The 23,647-nt window shown below is 75.1% G+C and carries 29 protein-coding genes; 3 read left to right on the top strand and 26 right to left on the bottom strand.

Annotated features, from left to right (window positions below; all coding sequences use genetic code 11):
* Positions 1 to 76 precede the first annotated feature (76 nt).
* Positions 77 to 1,537 (bottom strand): PLP-dependent aminotransferase family protein, encoded by a 1,461-nt coding sequence (locus H1A17_RS20895; RefSeq protein WP_145920958.1) that lies wholly within the window; start codon positions 1,535 to 1,537, stop codon positions 77 to 79.
* A 58-nt stretch (positions 1,538 to 1,595) separates the two neighbouring features.
* Between H1A17_RS20895 and H1A17_RS20890 the strand changes: the two genes are divergently transcribed.
* Complete coding sequence (locus H1A17_RS20890) at positions 1,596 to 2,306, top strand: YitT family protein (RefSeq protein ID WP_194822706.1); 711 nt, start codon at positions 1,596 to 1,598, stop codon at positions 2,304 to 2,306.
* A gap of 57 nt (positions 2,307 to 2,363) precedes the next feature.
* Positions 2,364 to 2,822, top strand: coding sequence for a hypothetical protein (locus H1A17_RS20885; protein ID WP_145920959.1), 459 nt, complete (start codon positions 2,364 to 2,366; stop codon positions 2,820 to 2,822).
* Positions 2,823 to 2,876: 54 nt separating this feature from the next.
* On the opposite strand, the gene hisF is transcribed toward H1A17_RS20885, so the two are convergent.
* From hisF to hisD, 12 genes are all read right to left on the bottom strand, one after another.
* A complete protein-coding gene (hisF, locus tag H1A17_RS20880) occupies positions 2,877 to 3,644 on the bottom strand; it encodes an imidazole glycerol phosphate synthase subunit HisF (protein ID WP_145920960.1) in 768 nt (255 codons plus the stop codon).
* Positions 3,645 to 3,817: 173 nt separating this feature from the next.
* Entirely contained in the window at positions 3,818 to 4,816 is a 999-nt protein-coding gene (locus H1A17_RS20875; RefSeq protein WP_145920961.1) for an NADP-dependent oxidoreductase, read from the bottom strand.
* A gap of 47 nt (positions 4,817 to 4,863) precedes the next feature.
* The gene (locus H1A17_RS20870) at positions 4,864 to 5,295 is read right to left on the bottom strand and encodes an organic hydroperoxide resistance protein (RefSeq protein ID WP_145922955.1); all 432 of its coding nucleotides are present in this window, start codon (positions 5,293 to 5,295) and stop codon (positions 4,864 to 4,866) included.
* 5 nt (positions 5,296 to 5,300) lie between these two features.
* Positions 5,301 to 5,747 carry a MarR family winged helix-turn-helix transcriptional regulator gene (locus tag H1A17_RS20865; protein ID WP_145920962.1) on the bottom strand — a complete coding sequence of 149 codons (447 nt, stop codon included), beginning with the start codon at positions 5,745 to 5,747 and terminating at the stop codon, positions 5,301 to 5,303.
* Between the two features lie 125 nt (positions 5,748 to 5,872).
* Positions 5,873 to 6,289, bottom strand: a complete 417-nt coding sequence (locus H1A17_RS20860) for a RidA family protein (protein ID WP_145920963.1) — start codon at positions 6,287 to 6,289, stop codon at positions 5,873 to 5,875.
* Positions 6,286 to 7,014 (bottom strand): bifunctional 1-(5-phosphoribosyl)-5-((5-phosphoribosylamino)methylideneamino)imidazole-4-carboxamide isomerase/phosphoribosylanthranilate isomerase PriA, encoded by a 729-nt coding sequence (gene priA / locus H1A17_RS20855; RefSeq protein ID WP_145920964.1) that lies wholly within the window; start codon positions 7,012 to 7,014, stop codon positions 6,286 to 6,288. The genes H1A17_RS20860 and priA overlap by 4 nt, the downstream gene beginning before the upstream one ends.
* Positions 7,015 to 7,030: 16 nt before the next feature.
* Positions 7,031 to 7,354, bottom strand: a complete 324-nt coding sequence (locus tag H1A17_RS20850; protein WP_145920965.1) for a hypothetical protein — start codon at positions 7,352 to 7,354, stop codon at positions 7,031 to 7,033.
* A gap of 42 nt (positions 7,355 to 7,396) precedes the next feature.
* Positions 7,397 to 8,044, bottom strand: coding sequence for an imidazole glycerol phosphate synthase subunit HisH (hisH, locus tag H1A17_RS20845; protein ID WP_145920966.1), 648 nt, complete (start codon positions 8,042 to 8,044; stop codon positions 7,397 to 7,399).
* Entirely contained in the window at positions 8,044 to 8,214 is a 171-nt protein-coding gene (locus H1A17_RS20840) for a hypothetical protein (protein WP_168222542.1), read from the bottom strand. Before H1A17_RS20840 ends, hisH begins: the two co-directional genes overlap by 1 nt.
* A 31-nt stretch (positions 8,215 to 8,245) precedes the next feature.
* Positions 8,246 to 8,857, bottom strand: coding sequence for an imidazoleglycerol-phosphate dehydratase HisB (gene hisB, locus H1A17_RS20835; RefSeq protein WP_145920967.1), 612 nt, complete (start codon positions 8,855 to 8,857; stop codon positions 8,246 to 8,248).
* Complete coding sequence (locus H1A17_RS20830) at positions 8,854 to 9,927, bottom strand: histidinol-phosphate transaminase (RefSeq protein WP_145920968.1); 1,074 nt, start codon at positions 9,925 to 9,927, stop codon at positions 8,854 to 8,856. The genes hisB and H1A17_RS20830 overlap by 4 nt, the downstream gene beginning before the upstream one ends.
* Entirely contained in the window at positions 9,924 to 11,246 is a 1,323-nt protein-coding gene (gene hisD, locus H1A17_RS20825; RefSeq protein WP_194822705.1) for a histidinol dehydrogenase, read from the bottom strand. The genes H1A17_RS20830 and hisD overlap by 4 nt, the downstream gene beginning before the upstream one ends.
* A gap of 106 nt (positions 11,247 to 11,352) precedes the next feature.
* Between hisD and H1A17_RS20820 the strand changes: the two genes are divergently transcribed.
* A complete protein-coding gene (locus H1A17_RS20820) occupies positions 11,353 to 12,051 on the top strand; it encodes an LON peptidase substrate-binding domain-containing protein (protein WP_145920970.1) in 699 nt (232 codons plus the stop codon).
* Here H1A17_RS20820 and H1A17_RS20815 read toward each other — a convergent pair.
* The 13 genes from H1A17_RS20815 to H1A17_RS20755 all read right to left on the bottom strand — a co-directional run.
* Positions 11,966 to 12,877, bottom strand: coding sequence for a DUF2567 domain-containing protein (locus H1A17_RS20815; RefSeq protein ID WP_194822704.1), 912 nt, complete (start codon positions 12,875 to 12,877; stop codon positions 11,966 to 11,968). The genes H1A17_RS20820 and H1A17_RS20815 overlap by 86 nt on opposite strands.
* A 56-nt stretch (positions 12,878 to 12,933) precedes the next feature.
* A complete protein-coding gene (locus H1A17_RS20810; RefSeq protein WP_145922956.1) occupies positions 12,934 to 14,553 on the bottom strand; it encodes an AAA family ATPase in 1,620 nt (539 codons plus the stop codon).
* A 463-nt stretch (positions 14,554 to 15,016) separates the two neighbouring features.
* Positions 15,017 to 15,805 carry a hypothetical protein gene (locus tag H1A17_RS20805; protein ID WP_194822703.1) on the bottom strand — a complete coding sequence of 263 codons (789 nt, stop codon included), beginning with the start codon at positions 15,803 to 15,805 and terminating at the stop codon, positions 15,017 to 15,019.
* A gap of 2 nt (positions 15,806 to 15,807) precedes the next feature.
* Complete coding sequence (locus H1A17_RS20800) at positions 15,808 to 16,749, bottom strand: RluA family pseudouridine synthase (protein ID WP_145920972.1); 942 nt, start codon at positions 16,747 to 16,749, stop codon at positions 15,808 to 15,810.
* Positions 16,746 to 17,399, bottom strand: coding sequence for a signal peptidase II (gene lspA, locus H1A17_RS20795; protein ID WP_145920973.1), 654 nt, complete (start codon positions 17,397 to 17,399; stop codon positions 16,746 to 16,748). Before lspA ends, H1A17_RS20800 begins: the two co-directional genes overlap by 4 nt.
* Before the next feature lie 66 nt (positions 17,400 to 17,465).
* Positions 17,466 to 17,885 carry a TraR/DksA C4-type zinc finger protein gene (locus tag H1A17_RS20790; protein ID WP_088643050.1) on the bottom strand — a complete coding sequence of 140 codons (420 nt, stop codon included), beginning with the start codon at positions 17,883 to 17,885 and terminating at the stop codon, positions 17,466 to 17,468.
* Between the two features lie 223 nt (positions 17,886 to 18,108).
* A complete protein-coding gene (locus tag H1A17_RS20785; protein ID WP_145920974.1) occupies positions 18,109 to 19,611 on the bottom strand; it encodes a potassium/proton antiporter in 1,503 nt (500 codons plus the stop codon).
* A 22-nt stretch (positions 19,612 to 19,633) separates the two neighbouring features.
* Entirely contained in the window at positions 19,634 to 19,939 is a 306-nt protein-coding gene (locus H1A17_RS20780) for a DUF167 domain-containing protein (protein WP_194822702.1), read from the bottom strand.
* A gap of 11 nt (positions 19,940 to 19,950) precedes the next feature.
* Positions 19,951 to 20,784, bottom strand: a complete 834-nt coding sequence (locus H1A17_RS20775) for a hypothetical protein (protein WP_194822701.1) — start codon at positions 20,782 to 20,784, stop codon at positions 19,951 to 19,953.
* 70 nt (positions 20,785 to 20,854) lie between these two features.
* Positions 20,855 to 21,655, bottom strand: a complete 801-nt coding sequence (locus H1A17_RS20770) for a DivIVA domain-containing protein (protein ID WP_088643047.1) — start codon at positions 21,653 to 21,655, stop codon at positions 20,855 to 20,857.
* 43 nt (positions 21,656 to 21,698) lie between these two features.
* On the bottom strand, positions 21,699 to 22,004 hold the full coding sequence (locus tag H1A17_RS20765) for a YggT family protein (protein WP_088643046.1): 306 nt from the start codon (positions 22,002 to 22,004) through the stop codon (positions 21,699 to 21,701).
* Between the two features lie 28 nt (positions 22,005 to 22,032).
* On the bottom strand, positions 22,033 to 22,740 hold the full coding sequence (locus H1A17_RS20760) for a cell division protein SepF (protein WP_194822700.1): 708 nt from the start codon (positions 22,738 to 22,740) through the stop codon (positions 22,033 to 22,035).
* A gap of 190 nt (positions 22,741 to 22,930) precedes the next feature.
* The coding region (locus H1A17_RS20755) for a YggS family pyridoxal phosphate-dependent enzyme (RefSeq protein WP_194822699.1) at positions 22,931 to 23,647 on the bottom strand (717 nt) is incomplete at its 5' end.

Raw genomic sequence — 23,647 nt, 5'->3', positions numbered from 1 at the left:
CGCCCGGCGCTGCGGGGCCCGCCCGAGCGGGGCGGGACCGTCGCGGCCCGACCGGGGACCGTCGCGGGCGACCGGCTCAGGCGATGACTGCCGGTTCCCGCCAGCGCGGCCGGCCCGCACCACGGTCGAGGTCGTAGCGGATCGCGGCCAGCCGGCCGACCGCCTCCACCAGGTCGGCGACGGGCAGCGTGAAGGGCAGCCGCAGGAACCGTTCCAGGGTGCCGTCCAGGCCGAACCGGGGACCGGGCGCCAGCCGTACGCCGACCTCCTCGGCCGCGCGGGCCAACGCGCTGGAGATCGGGCCGTCCAGCTCGACCCAGAGCGTGACGCCGCCCCGGGGCACGTCGAAGCGCCAGTCCGGCAGCCGTTCGGCGAGCACGGCGAGCAGCGCGTCGCGCTGGGTGACCAGTTGTGCCCGGCGGGCCGCGACGATGGCCGGGGCCTGGGCGAGCAGGTGCACCGCCACCAGTTGGTCGAGCACCGGGCTGGCCATGTCCACCCCGACCCGGGCGGCGGCGAGCCGCTGCACCTGCGGGGCGGAGGCGCGGACCCAGCCGATCCGCAGCCCACCCCAGTACGGCTTGCTCATCCCGCCGATGGAGATCACCCGGGAGTGCCTGTCGAACACGGCCATCGGCGGGGGCAGCGGCGTGCCGTCCAGCGGCAGGTCCACGAAGGACTCGTCGACGACCAGGTCGGTGCCGGCGGCGTGGGCGGTGGCGACCAGCCGTTCCCGCAGCTCGGCGGCCATCAGGTGCCCGGTCGGGTTGTGGAACTCGGGGATCAGGTAGGCCAGTTTGGGCCGGGTCTGCCGGACGCTGCCCAGCAGCAGGTCGGCATCCCACCCGATCCCGTCGACGGCGAGGCCGTGGGTGGTGATCCGGGCCCGCCGGGCGGCCAGCGCGGCGAGCGCGTTCGGATAGGTGGGCGATTCGACCAGGACGTTCCCGCCGGGCACCAGGGCCAGCCGCAGCACCAGGTCCAACGCGTGCTGGGTGCCGCTGGTCACCATGATCTGCTCGGCGCTGGTGGGCAGCCCCCGCTCGGTGTACGTCCGGGCGACCGCCTCGCGCAGTTCGATGATGCCGGTGGGGTGGTAACCCGCGCCGGACAGGTACCGGGGCAGGTCCTCCACGGCGGCCCGGGCGGCCGGGACCAGTTCGGGCGGGGCGGCCAGCGCGGCCACCCCGAGATCGATCATGTCGCGGTCGTCCAGCGGGGTCCACAGGCCGGTGCTGGCGACCCGGTGGGTGCCGGGCAGCATGGTCCAGCTCCCCGCGCCGCGCCGGCTGGCCAGGTGGCCGGTCTCCCGCAACTGCCGGTACGCGGCGGTGACCGTGGTACGGCTGATCCGCAGCGCCTCGGCCAGCTCCCGTTCGGCCGGGAGGCGTACCCCCAGGGGGAGCCGGCCGTCGGCGAGCAGTCCCCGGACGGCGGCGGCGAGCGCGGCGTAGTCGGGGCTGCGGCGTCGACCGGGCAGGGCGTGCCACTGCCCGAGCAACCGCGCCAATTGGACCCCTCGCACCTGGCTGGTCACGGCCACCCCTTCGGAATTGGCTCTTCAGTGGGCGATATTGGACCCTAGGGTGGCATGCATGGCTCCGATTGGCAATCTCCGGCACCGGCCCGGCCGACGGCTCACCCAGCTCTACGCCGGGCTGGTCCTCTACGGGGTCAGCATGGCCATGATGATCCGTTCCGGGCTCGGCCTGGACCCGTGGGACGTCTTCCACCAGGGGTTGTCCCGGCAGACCGGCCTGTCGTTCGGCACCGTGACCATCGCGGTCGGCGCGGTGGTGCTGCTGCTCTGGATTCCGCTGCGGCAACGCCCCGGGCTCGGCACGGTGAGCAACGTGGTGGTGATCGGGCTGGTGGTCGACGCCACGGTGGCCCTGCTGCCGGCCGGGTGGCCGCTGCCCGCCCGGATCGCCCTGCTGCTCGGCGGCATCGTCGCCAACGGCGCCGCCACCGGCCTCTACCTCGGCGCCCGGCTCGGCCCCGGCCCCCGCGACGGCCTGATGACCGGGTACGTCGCCCGCCGGCCGGGCCGCTCGGTCCGGCTCGTCCGCACCGTGATCGAGGTCACCGTGCTGGCCCTGGGCTGGCTGCTCGGCGGCACGGTCGGCGTCGGCACCGTCGCGTACGCGCTCGGCATCGGCCCGCTGGCCCAGTTCTTCATCCCCCGTTTCGCCCTCCCCGATCCGCCGGCGGCGACCCCCACCGCCCCGCGAACCGGCGCCCCGGCACCGGTGTCCACCCCGCCGCGCGGCGCTGCGTCCGGAACCGAGCACGCTGAGCTGCGCTGACAGGACAGGGGGAAAGTAGGTGTTTCCTCAACGGACACCTACGGGCATCATTCGTGCATGGGGGAGAACGCGTGGCGCTGGACGGACGCCTGGATCTTCGTGTCACTGGTGATCGCCAGCGGGGCCGGGCGGCACCGGCGGGCGGCGGATTCCCGCCGCCCGGAGGGGGTACGGCTCACCGACGTGCTGTCCACCGCCGACCACCTCAACCAGGCGATACCCGAACGGCAGGACGTGGAGACAGCGGTCCGGCGGCTGGTCGGCGCGGGGCTGGTCACCGTCTCCGACGGCTGGTTCCGGATCACCCCGGACGGTGAGCAGCTCTGGCGTACCCGGCCCCGGGCCGGGGTGGGTGGCACGGTCGACAGCATGCAGGGGGTGCTCGTCCGGCGGCACGCCCCGGGCAGCGCGGACTGGCAACTGGCCGAGGAGGAGCACGCCGCCGCCGTACAGGAGTACGTGGTCCGCTCGATCCCGGCCCCCCGCCGCTCGCCCGAGGGGCAGAGCGGGCGCTGACCGCCCGCCCGGGCGCGGGTCGGCGCACCCGGGGGTGGCCCGCGCGGCCACAGGTCAGCGCACGGGGTGGCCCGCGTCGCGCAGGGCGTCCTTGACCTCGCCGACGGTCAGCTCGCCGAAGTGGAAGACGCTGGCGGCCAGCACCGCGTCGGCACCCGCGCCGATCGCGGGCGGGAAGTGCGCCACCCGGCCGGCGCCGCCGCTGGCGATCACCGGCACGTCGACCACCGCGCGGACCGCCTCGATCAGGGTCAGGTCGAAGCCGGCCTTGGTGCCGTCGGCGTCCATCGAGTTGAGCAGGATCTCCCCCGCGCCCAGCTCGGCCCCGCGCGCCGCCCACTCGACCGCGTCGAGCCCGGTGCCCCGGCGGCCCCCGTGGGTGGTCACCTCGAAACCGCTGGGGGTGGTCCCGGCGGGGGCCCGCCGGACGTCCAGCGAGAGCACCAGCACCTGCCGGCCGAACCGGTCGGCGATCTCGGCGATCAGCCCGGGACGGGCGATGGCGGCGGTGTTCACCCCCACCTTGTCGGCCCCGGCGCGCAGCAGGGTGTCCACGTCGGCGACCTGGCGTACCCCGCCGCCGACGGTGAGCGGGATGAAGACCGACTCGGCGGTGCGGCGCACCACGTCGAGCATGGTGCCCCGGTCGCTTGCGGAGGCGGTGACGTCCAGGAAGGTCAACTCGTCCGCGCCGGCCCGGTCGTACGCCGCCGCCAGCTCCACCGGGTCACCGGCGTCGCGCAGGTCGAGGAAGTTGACCCCCTTGACCACCCGACCGGCGTCCACGTCCAGACACGGGATCACCCGCACCGCCACCGTCATGCGCCGAGCCTATCCAACGCCCCCACCCCGCCGGCCCCACCCCGCCCGGCCCTGCCCCGCCCGGCCCTGCCCCGCCCGGCCCTGCCCCCGGTGATCAAGAGGTTTGCGTCAGTTCGATCTCGAAGGGTGACGCAAACCTCTTGATCACCGCTGTCGGCGAGGGGGGCGGGGGGTCAGATGCGGACGAGCATTTTGCCGAGGTTTTCGCCGCGTAGGAGGCCGAGGAACGCCTCGGGGGCGTTCTCGATGCCGTCGACGATCGTCTCGTCGTAGGAGAGCCGCCCCTCGCGCAGCCAGCCGCCGACCTCGGTGACGAACTGCTCGCGCAGGCCACCGTGGTCGCCGACCAGGAAGCCGCGCAGGGTGAGCCGCTTGCCGATGACCAGCGCCAGGTTGCGCGGCGCGGCCGGCGGCTCGGCCGCGTTGTACTGGGCGATCATCCCGCAGATGGCGGCCCGGCCGTGCAGGTTCATCGCCCCGATCGCCGCCTCCAGGTGCTCGCCGCCCACGTTGTCGAAGTAGACGTCGATCCCGTCCGGGGCGGCGGCCTTCAGCGCGTCGCGTACCGGGCCGTCGTGGTAGTCGAAGGCGGCGTCGAAGCCGAGCTCCGTCAACCGGGCCACCTTGGCCGGCGAGCCGGCGCTGCCGACCACCCGGCCGGCGCCCCGCAGCTTGGCGATCTGGCCGACCATGCTGCCCACCGCGCCGGCCGCGCCGGAGACGAAGACCGTCTCCCCCGGCCGCATCGCCGCCACGTCGAGCAGCCCGGCGTACGCGGTCAGCCCGGTCATCCCGAGCACGCTCAGGTAGGCGGTGACCGGGGCGAGGTCCGGGTCGACCCGGCGGGCGGACCCGGCGTCGAGCAGCGCGTACTCGCGCCAGCCGAGCCCGTGCAGCACGGTGTCGCCGACGCTGATCCCGTCGCCGCCGCCGGCCACCACCTCGCCGACCGCGCCGCCGTCGAGCGGCGCGTCGAGGGCGAACGGCGGCACGTAGGACTTGACGTCGTTCATCCGGCCCCGCATGTACGGGTCGACCGAGATGAACTGGTTGCGGACCACGATCTGCCCCGGCCCGGGGGTGGGCACCCCGGTGTCGACCAGGCGGAAGTTGTCGGCGGTCGGCCAGCCCTGCGGGCGGGAGGCCAGGTGGATCTCACGGTTGCTGCTCATACGGTGTCGTCCTCTCGTACCCGATGGTGGTGGCCCTGGTGCGGCGGTCAGGCCGCAGCGGCCTCGCGCACGGTGAGGGTCACCTCGATGTTGCCCCGGGTGGCGTTGGAGTAGGGGCAGACCTGGTGGGCGGCCTCGACGAGCTGCCCGGCGGCGGCGCGCTCGACGGCCGGCAGGTCCACCACCAGGGTGACGGCCAGTCCGAAGCCGCCGCTGCCGTTCGCGCCGATGCCGACCTCGGCCTCGACGACCGAGCCGGTGACGTCGGCCTTGGCCCGGCGGGCGACCACGCGCAGCGCGGAGTGGAAGCAGGCCGCGTAGCCGGCGGCGAAGAGCTGCTCGGGGTTGGCCGCGCCACCGGCGCCGCCCATCTCCTTCGGCACGGCCAGGTCCAGGTCGACGGTGGAGTCGGAGGTGCGGACGTGGCCGTCGCGCCCGTCGCCGGTGGCCGTCGCGGAGGCGGTGTAGAGCACCTGCATGGGGATCACTGCTCCTTCTGTCGGTGGATCGTCTCGGTGACCCGGGTGAGGGTGTCGCGCAACGCGACCAGCTCGGCTTCGTCGAGGCCGGTGGAACAGGCCACCCGCAGCGGCACGTCGGTCATCCGCTGGCGCAGGGCCGCGCCCTCGGCGGTCAGCCCCACCTCCACCCGTCGCTCGTCGTGCGCCGAACGGGTGCGGACCACCAGGCCCGCCGCCGCCAGCCGCTTGAGCAGCGGGGAGAGGGTGCCGGAGTCGAGCCGGAGCGCGGCGCCCAGCTCGGAGACCGTGGGCGGGTCGTCGCCGCGCTCCCAGAGCACCAGCAGCACCAGGTACTGCGGGTAGGTGAGCCCGAACTCGTCGAGGATGGGCCGGTACACGTCGGTGAGCGCCCGGGAGGCCGCGTAGAGCGCGAAGCAGACCTGGTCGCGCAACACCAGATGGTCACTCACCCGGCAAAGGTAGCCCGCAATTCAATTGTGTGCACAACTTATCTGGGCCGGGAGTGACAGCCGTCTCCCGACCCGACCGACCGGCCGGGACCGGGCCGGCGGGCCGGATTGGGCCGGCGGGCCGGTCAGGACGGCGGAAGATGCGCCTCCAACTCGATCTCAACCAGATGGTCCGGATCGAGCAGGCCCGCCACGACGACCATCGTGGCGGCCGGCCGGACCGCGCCGAAGACCGCCTGGTGCGCCCGGCCCACCTCGTCGACGAAGAGCCGGTCGGTCACGTACATCCGGGTCCGCACCACGTCGGTGGGACCCGCACCCACCTCGGCCAGCGCGGACAGGCCGATCCGCAACGCCTGGGCGGTCTGCGCCGCCGCGTCACCCACGTGCGTCACCACCCCGTCGACCGTCGACGTGCAGCCCGACGTCCAGGCCGAGCGGCCGGCCCGGACCACCCGGGAGTAGCCGTACCGGGCCTCCCACGGGCCGCCCGAGCCGAGCCGGGTGACGGTGCCGTCGTCCGGCCCGGCCGCGTCGGTCACCCCGCGGCCCGCAGCGTCGCCAACGCCTCGGCCACCGTGAACGCGCCCGCGTACAGCGCCTTGCCGGCGATCACACCCTCCACGCCGGCCTCCTCCAGAGTCGCCAGGGCCCGCAGGTCGTCCAGGGTCGACACGCCGCCCGAGGCGATCACCGGGGCGTCGGTACGGGCACACACCTCCCGCAGCAGGTCCAGGTTCGGCCCGCGCATCGTGCCGTCCTTGGTGATGTCGGTCACCACGTACCGGGACGCGCCGGCGGCGTCCAGCCGGGCCAGCACCTCCCACAGGTCACCGCCGTCGCGGGTCCAGCCCCGCGCCGAGAGGGTACGACCCCGCACGTCCAGACCGATCGCCACCCGGTCGCCGTACTCGGCGCAGATCCGGTCACACCACTGCGGGTCCTCCAACGCGGCGGTGCCGATGTTCACCCGCGCCGCCCCGGTGCCCAGCGCGGCGCGCAGCGACGCGTCGTCGCGGATGCCACCGGACAACTCCACCCGCACGTCCAGCTTGCCGACCACCTCGGCCAGCAGCGCGGCGTTGGAGCCCCGGCCGAACGCGGCGTCCAGGTCGACCAGGTGGATCCACTCCGCGCCGTCGTTCTGCCAGGCCAACGCCGCGTCGAGCGGGTCGCCGTAGGCGGTCTCGCTGCCGGCGGCGCCCTGCACCAGCCGGACGGCCTGGCCGTCGGCGACGTCCACGGCGGGCAACAGGGTCAGGCTCACGTTTCCTACTCCTCGTTCAGATCCGACGGTCCAGGGCGATCACCACGATCGCCGGCAGGACCAGAAGCAACAGCACGACCAGCGCCACCCGCAGCGCGAGATCGTCGACGAACACCCAGATCAGCGCCAGCGCCGCCGCGGTCAGCCCGACGATGGCGGCCCGCTCGCCCCGGGTACGCCGGGCCAGCCGGCCCGTCCGGCCGCGCCGCCACTGCGGGGTGACCCGGCGGACCAGGGCGCGGCGGCGCTGCCGACGGGCCAGCTTGCGCTGCCGTACGACCCGGTCGCGGGCGGCCTGCGCCTCCCGGACAGCCCGCCGACGGGCCCGCTCCTTGCTCACCGCGCACCCGACCCGGTCCGGCCGGACGCGCCGCCCCGGATCTCAGTCAACCGTGGCCAGCCAGTTGCGCAGCAGCACCGCACCCGTCTCGGCCGACTTCTCCGGGTGGAACTGGGCGGCCGACAGCGGACCCCACTCCACCGCCGCGACGAAGTCGCCGCCGTGGCGGGCGGTGGTCACCCGGGCGCCCACCTCGTCCAGCGCCGCCCGGTCGAGCACCCCGTAGGAGTGCACGAAATAGAACCGGCTCTCGGCGGGCAGCCCGGCGAACAGCACCGACCCGTCCGGCGGGGCGACGGTGTTCCAGCCCATGTGCGGCAGCCGGTCGGCGGGCAGCCGGGTCACCCCACCCGGCAGCAGCCCCAGCCCCTTGGTCACCACGCCGTGCTCGTCGCCGTGCGCGAAGAGCACCTGCATGCCGACGCAGATGCCGAGCACCGGGCGACCGGCGGCGACCCGTTCGGCGATCACCGGGCCGGCGCCCAGCGCCTCGATCCCGGCCATGCAGGCCGCGTACGCGCCGACACCCGGCACCACCAGGCCGTCGGCCCCGGCGGCGGCGGTCAGGTCGGCGGTGACGGTCACGTCCGCCCCGGCGTGGGCCAGCGCCCGCTCGGCCGAACGCAGGTTGCCCGAGCCGTAGTCGAGCACCACGATCCGCTTGCCCGCGCCGGCGACGTGCCCGCCCATCAGCCCTCCCCGGGTAGCAGCCAGAGCACCCCGCCGACGGTGGCCAGCACGGCGAGCAGCCCGGTGACCACGATCGCACCGCGCGGCGCGTCCTGCCGGTACAACGACCAGGCCCCACCGACCAGGATGCCGGCGAGGATCAGCAGCAGGGTCGGCAGCACCGGGCCCATCAGCGCCGCCCTCCGCCCCGGGCCGGGCCGCTCACAGCGCGCCCTTGGTGCTGGGCACCACACCGGCGCTGCGCGGGTCGAGCGCGGTGGCCTCCCGCAGCGCCCGGGAGACCGCCTTGAACTGGGCCTCCACCACGTGGTGCGCGTCCGGGTGGCCGCCCGGCCGGGCCGAGCGCAGCACGTCCACGTGCAGGGTGACCCGGGCCGCCTGGCCGAAGGACTCCCAGATGTGCCGGGTCATGCTGGTCGGGTAGACCGGCCCGATGTACGGCGACAGCGCCGGCTCGTCGTGCACCACGTACGGGCGGCCGGACAGGTCGACGGCGGCCCGGACGAGCACCTCGTCCATCGGGACGGTGGCCGAGCCGTACCGCCGGATGCCGGCCTTGTCCCCCAGCGCCTGGTCGAACGCGGCGCCCAGGGCCAGCGCGGTGTCCTCCATCGTGTGGTGGGCGTCGATCTCCAGGTCACCGACGGTGCGCACGGTCAGGTCGAAGCCGCCGTGCCGGGCGATCTGGTGGAGCATGTGGTCGTAGAAACCGACCCCGGTGCTGATCTCGGCCCGGCCGGTGCCGTCGAGGTCGATCTCGACGAGGACCTTGGTCTCCTTGGTGATCCGCTCCACCCGGGCGGTGCGACTCATGACAGTTTCTCCATCGCGGTGAGGAAGGCGTCGGTCTCGGCGGGGGTGCCGGCGGTGACCCGCAGCCAGCCGGGCAGGCCCACGTCGCGCACCAGCACCCCGGCGTCGAGCAGGGTCCGCCAGGCCGCCGACTGGTCGTCGCCGACGGCGAACAGCACGAAGTTGGCGTCGCTGTCGGCCACCCGGTGCCCCCGGGCCCGCAGGGTCGTCACGATCCGGTCCCGCTGTTCCTTGATCGCGTCGACGGTGCCGAGCAGGACGTCGCGGTGGGCCAGCGCCGCGCGGGCGGCGGCCTGGGTGAGCGCCGAGAGGTGGTAGGGCAGCCGGACGAGCTGCACCGCCGCCACCACCGCCGGGTCGGCGGCCAGGTAGCCCAGCCGGCCGCCGGCGAAGCCGAACGCCTTGCTCATCGTCCGGGTCACCACCAGCCGCGGGTGCCCGGGGAGCAGGGTCAGGGCGCTGGCCGTGCCGGGCCGGGCGAACTCGGCGTACGCCTCGTCGAGGACCACCATGCCGGGGGCGACGTCGAGGACGGCGGCGACCACCGCCGGGTCGAGCGCGGTGCCGGTCGGGTTGTTCGGCGAGCAGAGGAAGACCACGTCGGGGCGGTGCGCCCGGACCTCGGCGACCGCCTCGTCGGCGGTCAGCCCGAAATCCACCCCCCGCTGCGCCGGCACCCACCGGGTGCCGGTGCCCAGGGCCAGCAACGGGTGCATCGAGTACGCCGGCACGAAGCCCAACGCGCTGCGTCCCGGCCCGCCGAACGCCTGGAGCAGCTGCTGCTGGATCTCGTTGGAGCCGTTGGCCGCCCACACCTGGTCGGCGGTGATCCCGTGCCCCAGGTAGCCGGCCAGGTCGGCGCGCAGCGCCAGCGCCTCGCGGTCCGGGTAGCGGTTGAGGTCGCGCAGCTCGGCGGCGAGCGCCTTGCCGATCGCCTCCACCACCGGCTCGGGCACGGGGTAGGAGTTCTCGTTGGTGTTCAACCGGACCGCCACGTCGAGCTGCGGCGCCCCGTACGGCGACCGGCCCCGCAGGTCGTCGCGGATCGGCAGGTCGTCCAGGGTGGTCACGACGCCTCCCCGGCGAACCGCACCGCGACCGCCTGCCCGTGCGCCGGCAGGTCCTCCACGGTGGCCAGGGTCACCACGTGCGGCGCGACGTCCCGCAGCGCCTCGCGGGTGTACTCCACCAGGTGCACCCCGCGCAGGAAGGACTGCACGGACAGCCCCGACGAGTGCCGGGCGCAACCCCCGGTGGGCAGCACGTGGTTGGAGCCGGCGCAGTAGTCGCCGAGCGACACCGGCGCCCACGGCCCCACGAAGATCGCCCCGGCGTTGCGGACCCGCAGCGCCCAGTCGCGGGCGTCGCGGGTCTGGATCTCCAGGTGCTCGGCGGCGTACGCGTCGACCACCCGCAGCCCGTCGGCCAGGTCGTCGACCAGCACGACGCCGCTCTGCTCCCCGCCGAGCGCGGTGCCGACCCGCTCGGCGTGCTTGGTCGCCGGCACCTGCCGGGCCAGCTCCCGGTCGACCGCGTCGGCCAGCTCGACCGACGGGGTGACCAGCACGCTGGCCGCCAACGGGTCGTGCTCGGCCTGGCTGATCAGGTCGGCGGCGACGTGCGCCGGGTCGGCGGTGTCGTCTGCCAGGACGGCGATCTCGGTCGGGCCGGCCTCGGCGTCGATGCCGACCACGCCGCGCAGCAGCCGCTTGGCGGCGGTCACCCAGATGTTGCCCGGCCCGGTGATCATGTCGACCGGCGCGCAGCGCCGGGTGCCCGCGGCGTCGACGGTCGACCCGTACGCCAGCATGGCGACGGCCTGGGCGCCGCCGACGGCGTACACCTCGTCGACGCCGAGCAGCGCGCAGGCGGCCAGCACCCGGGCATCGGGAAGGCCGCCGTTGTCCTGCTGCGGCGGGCTGACCACCACCAGCGAACGGACCCCGGCCGCCTGGGCCGGCACCACGTTCATCACCACGGTCGACGGGTACATCGCCAGCCCGCCGGGGACGTAGAGGCCGACCCGGTCGACCGGCACCCAGCGCTCGGTGACCGTGCCGCCCGGCACGACCTGGGTGGTGTGGTCGGTGCGCCGCTGGTCGTCGTGCACCCGGCGGGCGCGGGCGATCGACTCCAGCAGCGCGGCCCGCACGTCGGGGTCGAGCACCTCCTCGGCCTCGGCGATCGCCTCGGTCGGGACCCGCAGCACCGGCGGGCAGACGCCGTCGAACCGCTCGCTGGCCTCCCGGATCGCCGGGTACCCGTGGTCCCGGACCGCCTCGACGAGCGGGCGGATCCGCTCGACCGCCACGGAGACGTCGAGCTGGGCACGGGGCAGCAGGCGACGCGGGTCGGAAACCCCGCCGCGCAGGTCGATCCGTTTCAACACGCCCCCGAGTCTAGGCGGCGGCCCGGAGGGCGACCCGCGCCGCCCGTACCGCGGGACGGTGAGCCGGGACACGCCGACCGCGCCGGATCGGGCTACGCTCGGACGCGTGACCGCACGGCTGCCGGTGTTTCCCCTCGCAACGGTGCTCTTCCCGGGTCTGGTGCTGCCGTTGCACATCTTCGAGGAGCGGTACCGCCACCTGGTGCGGGACCTGGTCGGGCGACCCGAGGGGGTGCCCCGCGAGTTCGGTGTGCTGGCCATCCGCTCCGGCTGGGAGGTCGCCCCGGGCGCGGGCCGGGCCACCCCGGGCGGCGGCGACGTGACCCTGCACGAGGTCGGCTGCACCGCCGAGCTGCGTCAGGTCACCGAGCTGGACGACGGTGGCTTCGACATCGTCACGGTGGGCCGGCGGCGGTTCCGGGTCGCCGGGGTCGACCGGGAGGCCGCCCCCTACCTGACCGCCGACGTCGAGTGGCTGCCCGAGCCGACCGGCCCGGACGAGGCCGCCGAGCTGCTGGCGGCCCGGGTGATCGCGGTGTTCCGGCAGTACCTGGGCCTGATCCGGGACGACCCGCAGGAGCTGTCCGAGCAGCTCCCGGAGGACCCGACGGTGCTGTCGCACCTGGTGGCGGCCACCGCCGTGCTGACCCTGGCCGACCGGCAACGGCTGCTCGCCATCGACGACACCGCCGCCCGGCTCCGCGCCGAGCTGCGGCTGCTCAACCGCGAGTCGGCCCTGCTGCGCCAGGTGCGGGCGGTTCCGGTGCCGCTGTCGGAGCTGGCGTCCCCGCCGACCCCCAACTGACCCCGCCGGCCCCGCCGACGGCACCGGGGGCGTCCGGCCAGCCGGGTCCGCCGGGCTCCGGCTCCGGGCGCAGCGACGGCCACCGCGACCAGCCGGCCAGCAGGGTGTACGTGACGGCGGCGGCGAACGCGGCCAGCAGCAGGTTGCCGTACGGCACGGGCAGCACGCCGAAGAGCCGGTCGATGCCCCCGGCCCGCAGGTCGGCCGGCTTGTCGAAGGACGTACCGGCGGGGGCTGTGTCGAGCAGCCGCTGGTAGCCGTCCAGCCCGATCCGGCGGCCCACCTGCCAGGCGACCAGGGCGGTGCCGAGCGCGCCGACGGTCACCGCGACCAGGTTCACCGGCCCGCGTCGGCGGCGCAGCAGCGTCCACACCGCGATCGCGGCGAGCACCCCGAAACCGAGCCCGAGCAGGCTGAACCAGCCGTCGGCGGCGATCGGCTGCTCCGGCTGGGGTTGGGCGTAGACGGCGCCCTCGGCGGTCTTGAGCACCGGGGTGTCCGGGGCCAGCGCGGCCCAGAGCAACCCCAGCGGCACCCCCAGCCCGGTCAGGCCCAGCACCAGGCCGGCCGCCACCGCCCGGGTGTGCCGGGGTCGCGGCTCCCCCGGCTGCGTCGGCCAGCCGGACGGCGGCGGCCACGGCAGGTACGACCCGCCCGGGTCGTACCGCTGCCCGGCCGGTGGCCCGTCGGCGGGCGGCCCGTCTGTGGGCGGCCGATCGGCGGGCGGCCCGTCGGCCGGCGCACCGGTGGGGACGGCGTGCGGGGTGGGCGCGGCGCCCGCCGGGGTGTCGGCGGGGCGGTGCGGATCGGGGGTGTCCGGGCTCACCCGATGATCCTCTCAGGCGGAGCGGTACGGCGGGGCGGCGGAGCCCGTACCACCCCTCACCGGGCGAACGGTTCCAGCATCACCGACGCGGCCCGCAGCCACGCGGCCCGGGTCTCCGCCTGGAGCTGGTGGTACTCGATCGACGAGCCGGTCTCCAACACCGGGTCGTACGGCACCACGGCGACGGCCCGGGTACGGGTGGCGAAGTGCCGCTCCAGGTCGTCCTGGAGGGTCGACCGGCCGGGGGTCGGGCAGGAGATCAGGGTGACCGCGTTGTCGGCCAGCTCGCCCATGCCCTCCTCGTGCAGCAGGTCGAGCATCCAGTCGGCGCTGAACGCGGCGTCCTCGCGGGGCACGGTGGTCACCACGAGCTGGTCGGCGGCGTGCATGACGGTCCGCCAGTTGGGGCTCTCCACGTTGTTGCCGGTGTCCACGCAGACCACGTCGTGGGTGCGGCGCAGCAGCTCCAGCACCCGCTTGACGGTGAACTGGTCGAGCCGCTGGGCAAACCGGGGGCTCTCCTCCCCGGCCAGCACGTCGTACGAGCCGTCGGAGGCGTGCCGCAGGTAGTCGTCGAGGGACTCCAGCAGCTCCGCGCCGTCCCGGATCTCGATGTGCGCCAGGTCGCTGATCAGGTGCCGGATCGTCCGGGCGTGCCGGGCGCTGCCGGCGCGCAGGCCGAGGGTGCCGCGCAGCTCGTTGTCGTCCCAGGCGAGCACCCCCCGGCCCCGGACGCTGCCGACGGTGGCGGCGGCGAGCACCGTGGCGGTGGTCTTGTGCACCCCGCCCTTGGGGTTGGCGAACGCGAGCACCCGGGGGGTGCCCAGGTCGCGGCGGAGGATGCCGGCGGCCCGCTCCTGCTCGTCCTGGGGGCCCTGCTGCCGCCACTCGATGCGGGCCGGCTCGATCCGGGCCGGGTAGCCCCGGTCGGCGGTCACCGCCGGCGGGTACGCCGCCGGCTCCGGCTGGTACGTCGGCTCGGGTTGGTACGTCGGCTCCGGCTGGTAGGTCGGCTCGGGCTGGTAGACCGGCTCCGGCTGGTACGTCGGCGTCGCCGGGTATCCGGGCTCGGGATACGCCGCCGGCTCGGGATACGCGGGTTGCGGCGGCTGGTACGTCGGCTCCGGGGGCGCGTAGCCGGGCGAGCGGTAGCCGTTGTCGAGCAGCGCGTACCGGGACTCGGGGGGCGGCGGCTCGGCCCGGTAGCCGCTGTCGAGCAGCGCGTAGCGGGACGGGACGACCGGCGGCTCCGGCGGCCGGGCCGGCTCCGGCAGGTAGCCGGGATCGGCCGGGTAGCCGCCGGGCGCACGGTAGCCGGGATCGGCCGGATAGCCCGGCTCGGCCCGGTAACCCTGGTCGACGGGATAGCCCGGGTCGGCCCGGTGGCCCGGGTCCACCCGGTAGCTGGCGCCGGCGCGGTAGCCCGGATCGGGGCCGTGACCGGGATCGGGTCGGTAGCCCGGGTCGGGCGGTGGCGGCACGGCGGCCGACCCCCGGCCGGACCAGCCGCCACCGGGCACCCGGCCGGGCAGCGGCTCCCGGGGCGCGTCCTCGCCACGGCGGTCCGGCTCCGCCGGTTCGGCGGCGCGTCCACCGAGGCGGGCGCGCTCGAAGAGCGTCCGCCATCGCGGTGCCGGTTCGGCCGACCGGCCCCAGCCGGTCTCGGTGCCGTCCAAGGCTCGCCCTCCCGCGCCGTCGATCTCCGCCTGACAGGCTACGAACGAAACCCTATTCGGACCACACCGGTCTGCACACATCTCCCGGGGACAATACTTACCGCGATCGGACGGGCGACGCACCGCGACGGGAGTCCGGGGAGGTGGGAGCGGGGTCGGCAGCGGCCGGCCCGGCCCCGCCCCGGTCGGCGACCGTACCGGGGCGATCACACCGGGTGCTCCTTCCGACGAATCGCCCATCGCCGTACCCGCCGCCGGGACCCGCCGCCGGACGTCCGGGCCGGTCGACGGGACGTCCACCCGCTCCGGCGGGACGTCCCGGGCGGGTCCGGCAGCCGTCCTGCCCGGGTCCGCAGCCGTCCCGACCGGGCCGGCCGGCGGCCCCGGGTGCAGGGGTGTACCGGACCGGCGGCCCGGCCGGAGCGGGTCAGGCGGGCGACCCGGGTCCGGGCGGCGGGAGCGGTCAGGCGGGTGGTGGGGCGGTGTCGGCGGGGGGCCGGGCCACGTCCCGCTGCTCCGGCAGCGGCGGCAGGAAGACCGTCCGGTCCAGCCGGGTCACCTCCGGGGCCGGGTCGACCGCGCGGACCCCGTCCCGCCCGGCCGTGGCGCGCAGGGCGGGCGGCTCGGCCCGGACCACCGCCGCGTAGACGCAGGCGCACGCCGACCGATAGCCGGCCGCCTCCCGCGCGGCGACCTGCGCCCCGGTCTCGTACCCCCGGCGGGTGGTCGGGTCGGTGCTGGCGGCGGCCCGGGTGCGCTGGTCGGCGGCCTCCCGGTCCTTGCGGTCGGCGAGGCCGGCCATGCCGGCGGTGACGTCCTGCGGCAGCAGTTGCGCCGGCAGCCGGACCACCTCGGTCTGCCGGGCGGGCAGCGGCACCCGGACCACCACCGCCGTGACCTCGACGCCGGCCAGCAGCGCCGGCAGCCGGTCCGGCGGGACGTACCCGTCGAAGCTCACCAGCGCGTACGCCCCGGCGGTCAGCCCGGCGAGCTCGGCCCCGGCGGCGGTGACGTAGCCGGGCAGCGAATCCCCGGGCAGCACCCCGACCCGGGTCACCTGCCCGACCGTACGGTCACCGACGGGTGCCGGCCGGCGGGCCGACCAGCCGACGGCGAGCAGCACCGCGCCGACGGCGAACACCGCCGCGGTGACCAGCCACCGGGCCGGCCGGGACGCGACCGCGGCCGGGACGCCGGTCGCCGGGGCGTCGTCGCCGTCCACCCCGGGGTCGCCCGACGGGTCGTGCCGCACGGTCAGTCGCGCAGGATCGTCAGCGCGCGGGCCAGGTCGTCCGGGTACTCGCTGACGAAGGTCACGTCGTCGCCGGTGCGCGGGTGGGCGAAGGTCAACGACCTGGCGTGCAGCCACTGCCGGCGCAGTTCGAGCCGGGCCGACAGGGTCGGGTCGGCGCCGTAGGTGAGGTCGCCGACGCAGGGGTGCCGCAGGGTCGAGAAGTGCACCCGGATCTGGTGGGTACGCCCCGTCTCCAGCCGGACGTCGAGCAGGCTGGCCGCCGGGAACGCCTCGATCGTGTCGTAGTGGGTGATGCTCGGCTTGCCGTCGGAGACCACCGCCCAGCGGTAGTCGTGGTGCGGGTGCCTGTCGATCGGGGCGTCGATGGTGCCGCGTGACGGGTCGGGGTGCCCCTGGACCACGGCGTGGTAGCGCTTCTCCACCTCGCGGTACTTGAACGCCCGCTTGAGCGCGGTGTACGCCTGCTCGCTCTTGGCCACCGCCATGATCCCGGTGGTGCCCACGTCGAGGCGGTGCACCACGCCCTGCCGCTCGGCGGCCCCGCTGGTGGAGATCCGGTGCCCGATCGCGGCCAGGCCGCCGATGACGGTCGGGCCGGTCCAGCCGGGGCTGGGGTGGGCGGCCACCCCGACCGGCTTGTCCACCACGACGATGTCGTCGTCGGCGTAGACCACGGTCAGCCCGGGGACGGCCTGCGGGACCACGGTCGGCGGCGCGACCGGGGCGGGCAGCGTCACCTCCAGCCAGGATCCGGCCCGTACCTTGTGCGAGTTCTGCCGGGCCGCGCCGTCGACGAGGGCGTCCCCGGCGTCGACGAGCGCGGCGGCGGCGGTGCGGGAGAGCCCGAACAGCCGGGACACCGCCTGGTCGAGCCGCATGCCGTCGAGGCCGTCCGGGACGGGCAGGGACCGGTGGTCGCCACCGGTGGCGGTGGAGGTCATGCCCGCTCCCGGGGTTCGGCGTCGGTCGGCGCGGTCTCGGCGGGCACCGGCCCGGCGGGCGGCCCGGTCGTCGCCGGGGCGGCGGCGTCGCCCTTGGCCCCGATCCGCCGCCCGTCGCGTTGCCGGCCGGTCAGCTCCAGCAGCACGGCCAGCAGCACCCCGGAGACCAGGCAGCTGTCGGCCAGGTTGAACACCGGCCAGACCTGGCCGTACGGGTCGAAGAGGCTGACCATGTCCACCACGTGCCCGACGAAGTGGCCGGGCGCGCGGAAGATCCGGTCGGTGAGGTTGCCCAGCGCCCCGCCCAGCACCAGCCCCAGCGAGACCGCCCAGGGCAGCGAGCGCAGCCGCAGCGCCATCCAGGTGATCCAGCCGACCACCCCGATGGTGATCAGCGGGAACACCCAGGTGTGGTCGGCGCCGATGCTCCACGCCGCGCCGCTGTTGCGGGTCAGGGTGAGGTAGACCGCCCCGCCGAGCAGGCGGACCGGCGGGCGGTCGTCGAGCAGTTGCAGGGCGAGGTGCTTGGTGAGCAGATCCGTCAGCAGCGCGAGCAGCGCGATGCCGACGAGGAGCACGACCGCCCTGCGGCGGGGCGTACGGCCGGCCGGCTCGGTGGTGCCGGGTCCGGCGGTCGGTGCTGTGGTCATCGACTCCCCATCGACTGTCCCGACGACGCAGGTCCGCCGTCTCGCGAGGTCACCGGGGAGCGGACGTCAGCGCCGCTCCTCCAGCTGCTTGCAGGTCACGCAGAGGGTCGCCGACGGGAAGGCGGCGAGCCGCTCCACCGGGATCGGGTTCCCGCACCGCTCGCACCATCCGTAGCCGCCCTCGTCGAGCCGCTCCAGGGCACGCTCGACCTGGGTGATCCGTTCCCGGATGCTGTTGGCGAGGGAGATCTCCTGCTCGCGCTCGAACGTCTTGGTGCCGGTGTCGGCCTGGTCGTCCCCGGCCGAGTCGGTCAACCGGTCGCGCTGCAGCTCGGTGATCTCGCTCAGCGTCTGATCGTACTCGGCACGCAGCTCGTCCCGTCGGGCCGCCAGGGCCGCCCGGATCTTCTCGGTCTCCGCCGTGCTGCGGGTGGCCTTCGCCGTCGGTTTGCGACCGGCGGTCCTGGTGTCGGCTGGCTTCGCCATCGTCAGCTCCCTCAGCCGCGGGACGCGGCGCTCGGCGGTGCCCGGACAGGGTCCGCCGACGTGGCGTCCCCGGGTAACAAAACGGGCGCACGGCAACGGTGGCCGCGCACTCCGGAGGTTGGCAAGAATACGGAACGTACAGGCGTCCGACAACGTGCCGCACTGTCGTACCGCTATTCAGCCCCTAATAACCGCTAATTGGGGCAAAACGAAGACTAGCAGATCAGCCGTCCCGATCCTCGCCGTACTCGCCGAACCACCTCGCCAGGCGACCCCGCCGGCTGACCGCCCGCAGCCGCCGCTCCGCCTCGTCCCGCACCCCGGCGGTCGCCACGATCAACATGCTGTCCCCGGTCTTGAGCCGAGTGTCCGCGCCCGGCACGAACCCCACCCCGTCGCGCAGCACCAGGGTCACCGACGCGCCCACCGGCAACCGCAACTCGTCCACGTGCACCCCGGCCAGCCGGGACCCCGCCGGCACCTCCAACTGGAGCAGGTCCGCCCGCATCCGCTCCAGCGGAGCGGTCTCCACCCGGATCTCGGCCGGCTCGGCGGGGGCGGTCACCCGCAACCGGCGGGCGGCCGGCGCGAGCGTGCCCGCCTGGAGCACCGTGAAGATCACCACCAGCACGAAGACCGCGTCGAACAGCCGGTCCGCCCCGGGCACCCGGGCCGACAACGGGATGGTGGCCAGCACGATCGGCACCGCGCCACGCAGCCCCGCCCAGGACAGGAAGAGCTGCTCGCGCAGGCCCACCCGGAACGGCAACGCCGACACCAGCACCGACAGCGGCCGGGCCAGCAGCAGCAGGGCCAGCCCGGTCACCACCGCCGGCACCAGCGCGGTGTGCAGCCGCTCCGGCGTGGCCAACAGCCCGAGCAGCACGAACAGCCCGATCTGGGCCAGCCAGGCCAGCCCGTCGGCGAACCCCAGGATGGCCTGCCGGTGCGGCAACCGGGCGTTGCCGAGCAGCACCCCCGCCACGTAGACGGCGAGGAACCCGGAGGCGTGCAGCACCGCCCCGGCCGCGTACGCCAGCACGGTGAACCCGACCGCGGCGATCGGGTACAACCCGGACGACGGCAGTGCCGCCCGGCGCAGCGCGAACCGGCCGGCCAGCCCGGCGGCCAACCCCACCGCCGCACCCACCCCCAGCTCGTAGCCGACCAGGAAGACCTCGAACCACCACGGGTGCTCCACCGGCCCGGTGCGCGACAGCAGCACCACCAGGATCACCACCGGGGCGTCGTTCATGCCCGACTCGGCCTCCAGGGCGGCCACCAGCCGGGGCGGCAGCCGCAGCCGGCGCAGCGTGGCGAAGACCGCCGCCGCGTCGGTGGAGGAGAGCACCGCGCCGTAGAGCAGCGCCAACCGCCAGTCCAGCCCGAGCAGCAGGTGCACCACGAGACCGACGACGACGATGCTGACCAGCACCCCGACGGTGGACAGCGCGCCGGCCAGCCCGAGCACCGGGCGCAGGGTGCTCCACCGGGCGGTGAGCCCACCCTCGGCGATGATCACGATCAGCGCGCAGAACCCCAGCATCCGGGTCAGCTCGGCGTCGTCGAACCGGATACCCAGCCCGGCCTCGCCGATCGCCACCCCGAGCGCGAGATAGACCAGCAGACTCGGCACGCCCAGCCGGGTGGAGAACCGCACCGCGCCGATCGCCACCAGCAGCACGGCCGCCCCGAGGAGCAGGGCGAGATCCAGTCCCGGCGTCACGGGCGCCCCACCCGGGGCCCCGTCACCCGGCCGATCCGTCGCGCAGCCGCCGCAGCAGCGCGGTGACCTCCGGCGTCACCCCGTCCACCAGGAAGAGCTTGTCCCGGCTGGCCACGCCGGTGCGCAACGCCACCGCCGCCGGGCGGACCCCCAGCGCCCCGGCCAACGCCCGGCGGGCCGCCTCGGTGGCCCGGCCGTCCACGGCCGGTGCGGTCACGGCGATCACCAGGGCGGGCCCGTGCGGGCCGGTGAAGCAGCCGCCGACCCGGGGTCGGGACGCGCCGGGCTTGACCCGCACCGCGACGGTCACCGTGTCGTCCGTGGGCATCGACACCGGCCTCAGCGGGGGTAGGTGTCGGCGAGCAGGGCGGTATCCGGGTTGCACAGACCGCACGGGGTGAACCCGAGGGCGACCGCCTCGTGCACCGGCAGCGGCTCGTGGTCCCGTTCGATCAGGTGGGCGCAGGAGAGCAGATGGTAGCGGGGGTGCCCGTCGACCACCCGCACCTCGGCGTCGAGCTGGGCCACCCGGGCGGCGTCGGCGGGCGGGACCCGCTGGGCCGGCGGGTCCCACGGCGACTCGGCGTCGTCCGGGTGCTCCCAGGGTGGCGCGAGATCGTCCCCGGCCGCCCAGGCCGGGTCGTCCGCCGGGTCCCGCCGCGGGTCGTCCGGGTCGGGCCGGTCGGGACCGGTGGTCGGGTCGGGGGCGCGGTCGGTCGCCGGGTCGGCGCGGCCGGAGGTCGTCCGGTCCGGCGCGGCGGACACGAGGACGGGCTCCCAGGGGGCCTCCGCGTCGGGCTCCCAGGCACCGGCGTCGGGCCGGGTGGACAGGTCGACGGGGTCGCCGGACACCGGCGCGCCGGGTGGTTGCCGCCACCCGGCGTCACCGGTGCCGAACGTCGTCGCAGGGTACGTCGTCGGTTCGTCCGACGGCGTGGTCGCGGCCGGCGGGGTGGTCGGGCGGGACTCCGTCGCGCCCCGACCCCGCGCCTGCGCCTGGTCCGCCGCCCTCGCCCGGGTGACGGCTGCCTGGCGGGCACCGGCCACCAACGCGACGGCGGCCAGCAGACTGGCCGCGATGGAACTGATCAACAACGTGCTGGAGCCGTCGACGAGACCGAACGCCAGCAGGACGACCGCGACGAGGATGAGCAGCAGACTGGCGACTAGCACGGCTCACCCCCGCCGCGTCGTGGGTCGTGGCTGGGTCGGCGACCGTCGGGGGACGGCCGCCGACCGTGGATCAGCGACCTGCTTCGAGGGCGCCGGAGCGACCGCCGCCGTACGAGCCGGCGAGGCCGGCCGCGGCGAGGCCGTTGCCGCCGACGGCACGGGTGCCCTCGGCGCGGGTCATCTCGGCCTCAAGGCCCTGACCCCGACCGTCGAGGTCCCGCAGCTGGCTCTCCAGGTACGCCTTGAGCCGGGTGCGGTACTCGCGCTCGAACTGCTTGAGCTCCTCGATGTGCTTCTGCAACGCGGTCCGCTTGGCGTCCAGGCCGCCCATGGCCTCCTGGTGCCGCTGACGGGCGTCGCGCTCCAGCGCGTCGGCCTTGGCCCGCGCCTCGCGGGTGACCTCCTCGGCCTTGGAGCGCGCCTCGGAGAGCAGCTGGTCGGCCTCCCGACGGGCGTCGGAGACGTGGTCGTCGGCGGTGCGCTGGGCCATCATCAGCACCCGCAGCGCCTGCTGCTCGCCGTCGCCGCCGACGGCCGGGCCACCGGTGGTGCGGACCTGCTCCAGCTCGGCCTGCATGGCGCGGGCGGCCTGCTCGGCGGCGGCCTTGTCGCGCTGCACCCGGTCGAGCTGGGCCTTGACGTCGTTGAGCTCCGCCGCCAGCCGGGCATCGCCACCGGGGCCGGCAGGGGCCCCACCACGACCGCCGCGCTCCACCTGGGCGCGCAGCTCGTTGTTCTCCTCGATCAGACGGGCAAGCTCACGCTCGACCTCGTCCAGGAAGGCGTCGACCTCCTCCTCGTCGTACCCCCGCTTGCCGATCGGCGGCTTTTTGAAGGCGACGTTGTGCACGTCGGCCGGTGTCAGCGGCATCGAAACTCCTCGGGTCAGTTGCGGCCGCGAAAGCGCGCGCTGGTCAGGAGAAGTTCCTGATCAGCGGATCTAACACAAACCTCATCAGCACGAACAGGATAACCAGGAGCACAAGGGAGGCCAGGTCGATGCTCACGGTACCAATTCGCAGTGGGGGGATCACCCGCCTCAACGCCTTGAGAGGCGGATCAGTGACGCTCCACACGGACTCGAGTCCGGCGGACGCGCCACGCCCCGGTTGCCACCGACGACCGTACTGGAGGACGGCACCGAGAACGAATCGGGCCAACAGCACGATAAGGAAGACGTACAAGATCAGGTAGAGCAGCTGGAACATGATCGACAACACGGCAGCGACGTCCCTCGGTCGGGTGGACTTAGCTCAGGGAGAAAAAGCCGCCCTCAGCGATCTTGGCTTTGTCCTCCGCGGTGACCTGGACGTTGGCCGGTGAGAGCAGGAACACCCGGTTGGTCACGCGCTCGATCGTACCGCGCAGCCCGAACGCCAGCCCGGCGGCGAAGTCCACCAGCCGGCGGGCGTCGGCCTCGTCCATCTCGGTGAGGTTGATGATCACCGGGACGCCGTCGCGGAAGTGCTCGCCGATGGTCCGCGCCTCGCGGTAGGTGGTCGGGTGCAGGGTGGTGATCTGGTAGCGCTGCTCCTCCTCGGCCACCACCGGCCGCTCCCGGGGCGACGCCTGCGGCGCCAGCGCGAGGTTGTCCCGCGTGTGGTAGCTCAGCACGCCCGAGGTGTCCGCGCCACCGGACCGGGTGATCGACCGGACGCTGGCCCGCTCCGGGCGCTCCGGCCGCTCGGCGCGTTCCGGACGCTCGTCGTCGGCCCGGTCGGCCTCGGCGAGCCGGCTCGACCGCTCGGTCAGCCGGCCCCGGTCACCGAGGCGCGGACGCGGCGCCGGCGGCTCCTCCGCGTCGTCCTCGTCGTCGTCGGCGAACTCCTCGGCGTACCGGCTCGACCGGTACCGCGACTCGCGGTAGCCGGGCTTGTCGTAGCCCTCGTCGTAGCCCCGCTCGTCGTCCTCCTCGACGAGACCGAGCCAGACCCCCGCCTTGCGCAGTGCACCCATCCCGCGCCCTTCCGTCCGCCGTGCGGCACGCACCCCCGTGCCGTGTCGCCATGATCGCGAGTGGACTCCATGCCCACCGGATCAGAGCGGCAATCCCCGACGTGCGATTCGCGGCTCGCCCGTCGTGGCCCCCGACCGGGGGCGCCACCCCTGAACAACACTGATGTAATTTGCTTCTATCGCGGTCAGGCTACCGCAGCGTGGAACGCATTCCGAGCAACGCGCTGCCGACGCGGACATGTGTCGCGCCGTACCCGATGGCCGCCTCCAGGTCGCCGCTCATCCCGGCGGAGAGCACGGTGGCCGTCGGATACCCGACCCGGAACGCCGCCGCCACCTCGGCCAGCCGGGCGAACGCCCGTTCCGGTTCCCAGCCCAGCGGCGCCACCGCCATCAGCCCGGCCAACCGCAGCGCCCCCGCGCCGGCCAGCGTCTCGGCCACCGGGCCGAGCCCCCGGTCGGGGTCGGCCGCGTCCGGCAGGGCACCGCCACGCGCCGGGTCACCGTCCAGGCTGACCTGCACCAACGTCTCCAGCGGACGGTCCCGGCCGGCGTCGGCCGCCGACGCCAGCGCGCGGGCCAGCCGGACGCTGTCCACGGAGTGCACCACGTCGGCGTAGCGCACCACCGAGCGGGCCTTGTTGCGTTGCAGCTGACCGATGAAGTGCCAGCGGACGTCCGCGCCGGCCGCCGCCACCTCCTCCGCCTTCGGCGCGGCCTCCTGGTCCCGGTTCTCCCCCAGGTCGGTGACCCCGAGCCCGGCCAGCGCGACCGCGTCGCCGGCCGGGTACGTCTTGGTCACCGCGATCATCGTCACCCCGGACGGGTCCCGGCCGGCGGCGGCGCAGGCGTCGGCGATCCGGGCCCGCACCGCGGTCAGCCCGGCCGCGAGCGCGGCGCGGCGGCC

The sequence above is a fragment of the Micromonospora sp. S-DT3-3-22 genome (assembly GCF_015354745.1).
Taxonomy (GTDB): Bacteria; Actinomycetota; Actinomycetes; order Mycobacteriales; family Micromonosporaceae; genus Micromonospora; species Micromonospora wenchangensis.
This window is presented reverse-complemented; position numbering and strand designations above follow the sequence as displayed.

Coding starts and splice junctions, on each gene's coding strand:
- H1A17_RS20890 (WP_194822706.1), top strand. CDS start 1,596: ATGGCTCCGATTGGCAATCTCCGGCACCGGCCCGGCCGACGGCTCACC.
- H1A17_RS20885 (WP_145920959.1), top strand. CDS start 2,364: ATGGGGGAGAACGCGTGGCGCTGGACGGACGCCTGGATCTTCGTGTCA.
- hisF (WP_145920960.1), bottom strand. CDS start 3,644: ATGACGGTGGCGGTGCGGGTGATCCCGTGTCTGGACGTGGACGCCGGT.
- H1A17_RS20875 (WP_145920961.1), bottom strand. CDS start 4,816: ATGAGCAGCAACCGTGAGATCCACCTGGCCTCCCGCCCGCAGGGCTGG.
- H1A17_RS20870 (WP_145922955.1), bottom strand. CDS start 5,295: ATGCAGGTGCTCTACACCGCCTCCGCGACGGCCACCGGCGACGGGCGC.
- hisH (WP_145920966.1), bottom strand. CDS start 8,044: ATGGGCGGGCACGTCGCCGGCGCGGGCAAGCGGATCGTGGTGCTCGAC.
- H1A17_RS20840 (WP_168222542.1), bottom strand. CDS start 8,214: ATGGGCCCGGTGCTGCCGACCCTGCTGCTGATCCTCGCCGGCATCCTG.
- hisB (WP_145920967.1), bottom strand. CDS start 8,857: ATGAGTCGCACCGCCCGGGTGGAGCGGATCACCAAGGAGACCAAGGTC.
- H1A17_RS20800 (WP_145920972.1), bottom strand. CDS start 16,749: ATGACCTCCACCGCCACCGGTGGCGACCACCGGTCCCTGCCCGTCCCG.
- lspA (WP_145920973.1), bottom strand. CDS start 17,399: ATGACCACAGCACCGACCGCCGGACCCGGCACCACCGAGCCGGCCGGC.
- H1A17_RS20790 (WP_088643050.1), bottom strand. CDS start 17,885: ATGGCGAAGCCAGCCGACACCAGGACCGCCGGTCGCAAACCGACGGCG.
- H1A17_RS20780 (WP_194822702.1), bottom strand. CDS start 19,939: ATGCCCACGGACGACACGGTGACCGTCGCGGTGCGGGTCAAGCCCGGC.
- H1A17_RS20770 (WP_088643047.1), bottom strand. CDS start 21,655: ATGCCGCTGACACCGGCCGACGTGCACAACGTCGCCTTCAAAAAGCCG.
- H1A17_RS20760 (WP_194822700.1), bottom strand. CDS start 22,740: ATGGGTGCACTGCGCAAGGCGGGGGTCTGGCTCGGTCTCGTCGAGGAG.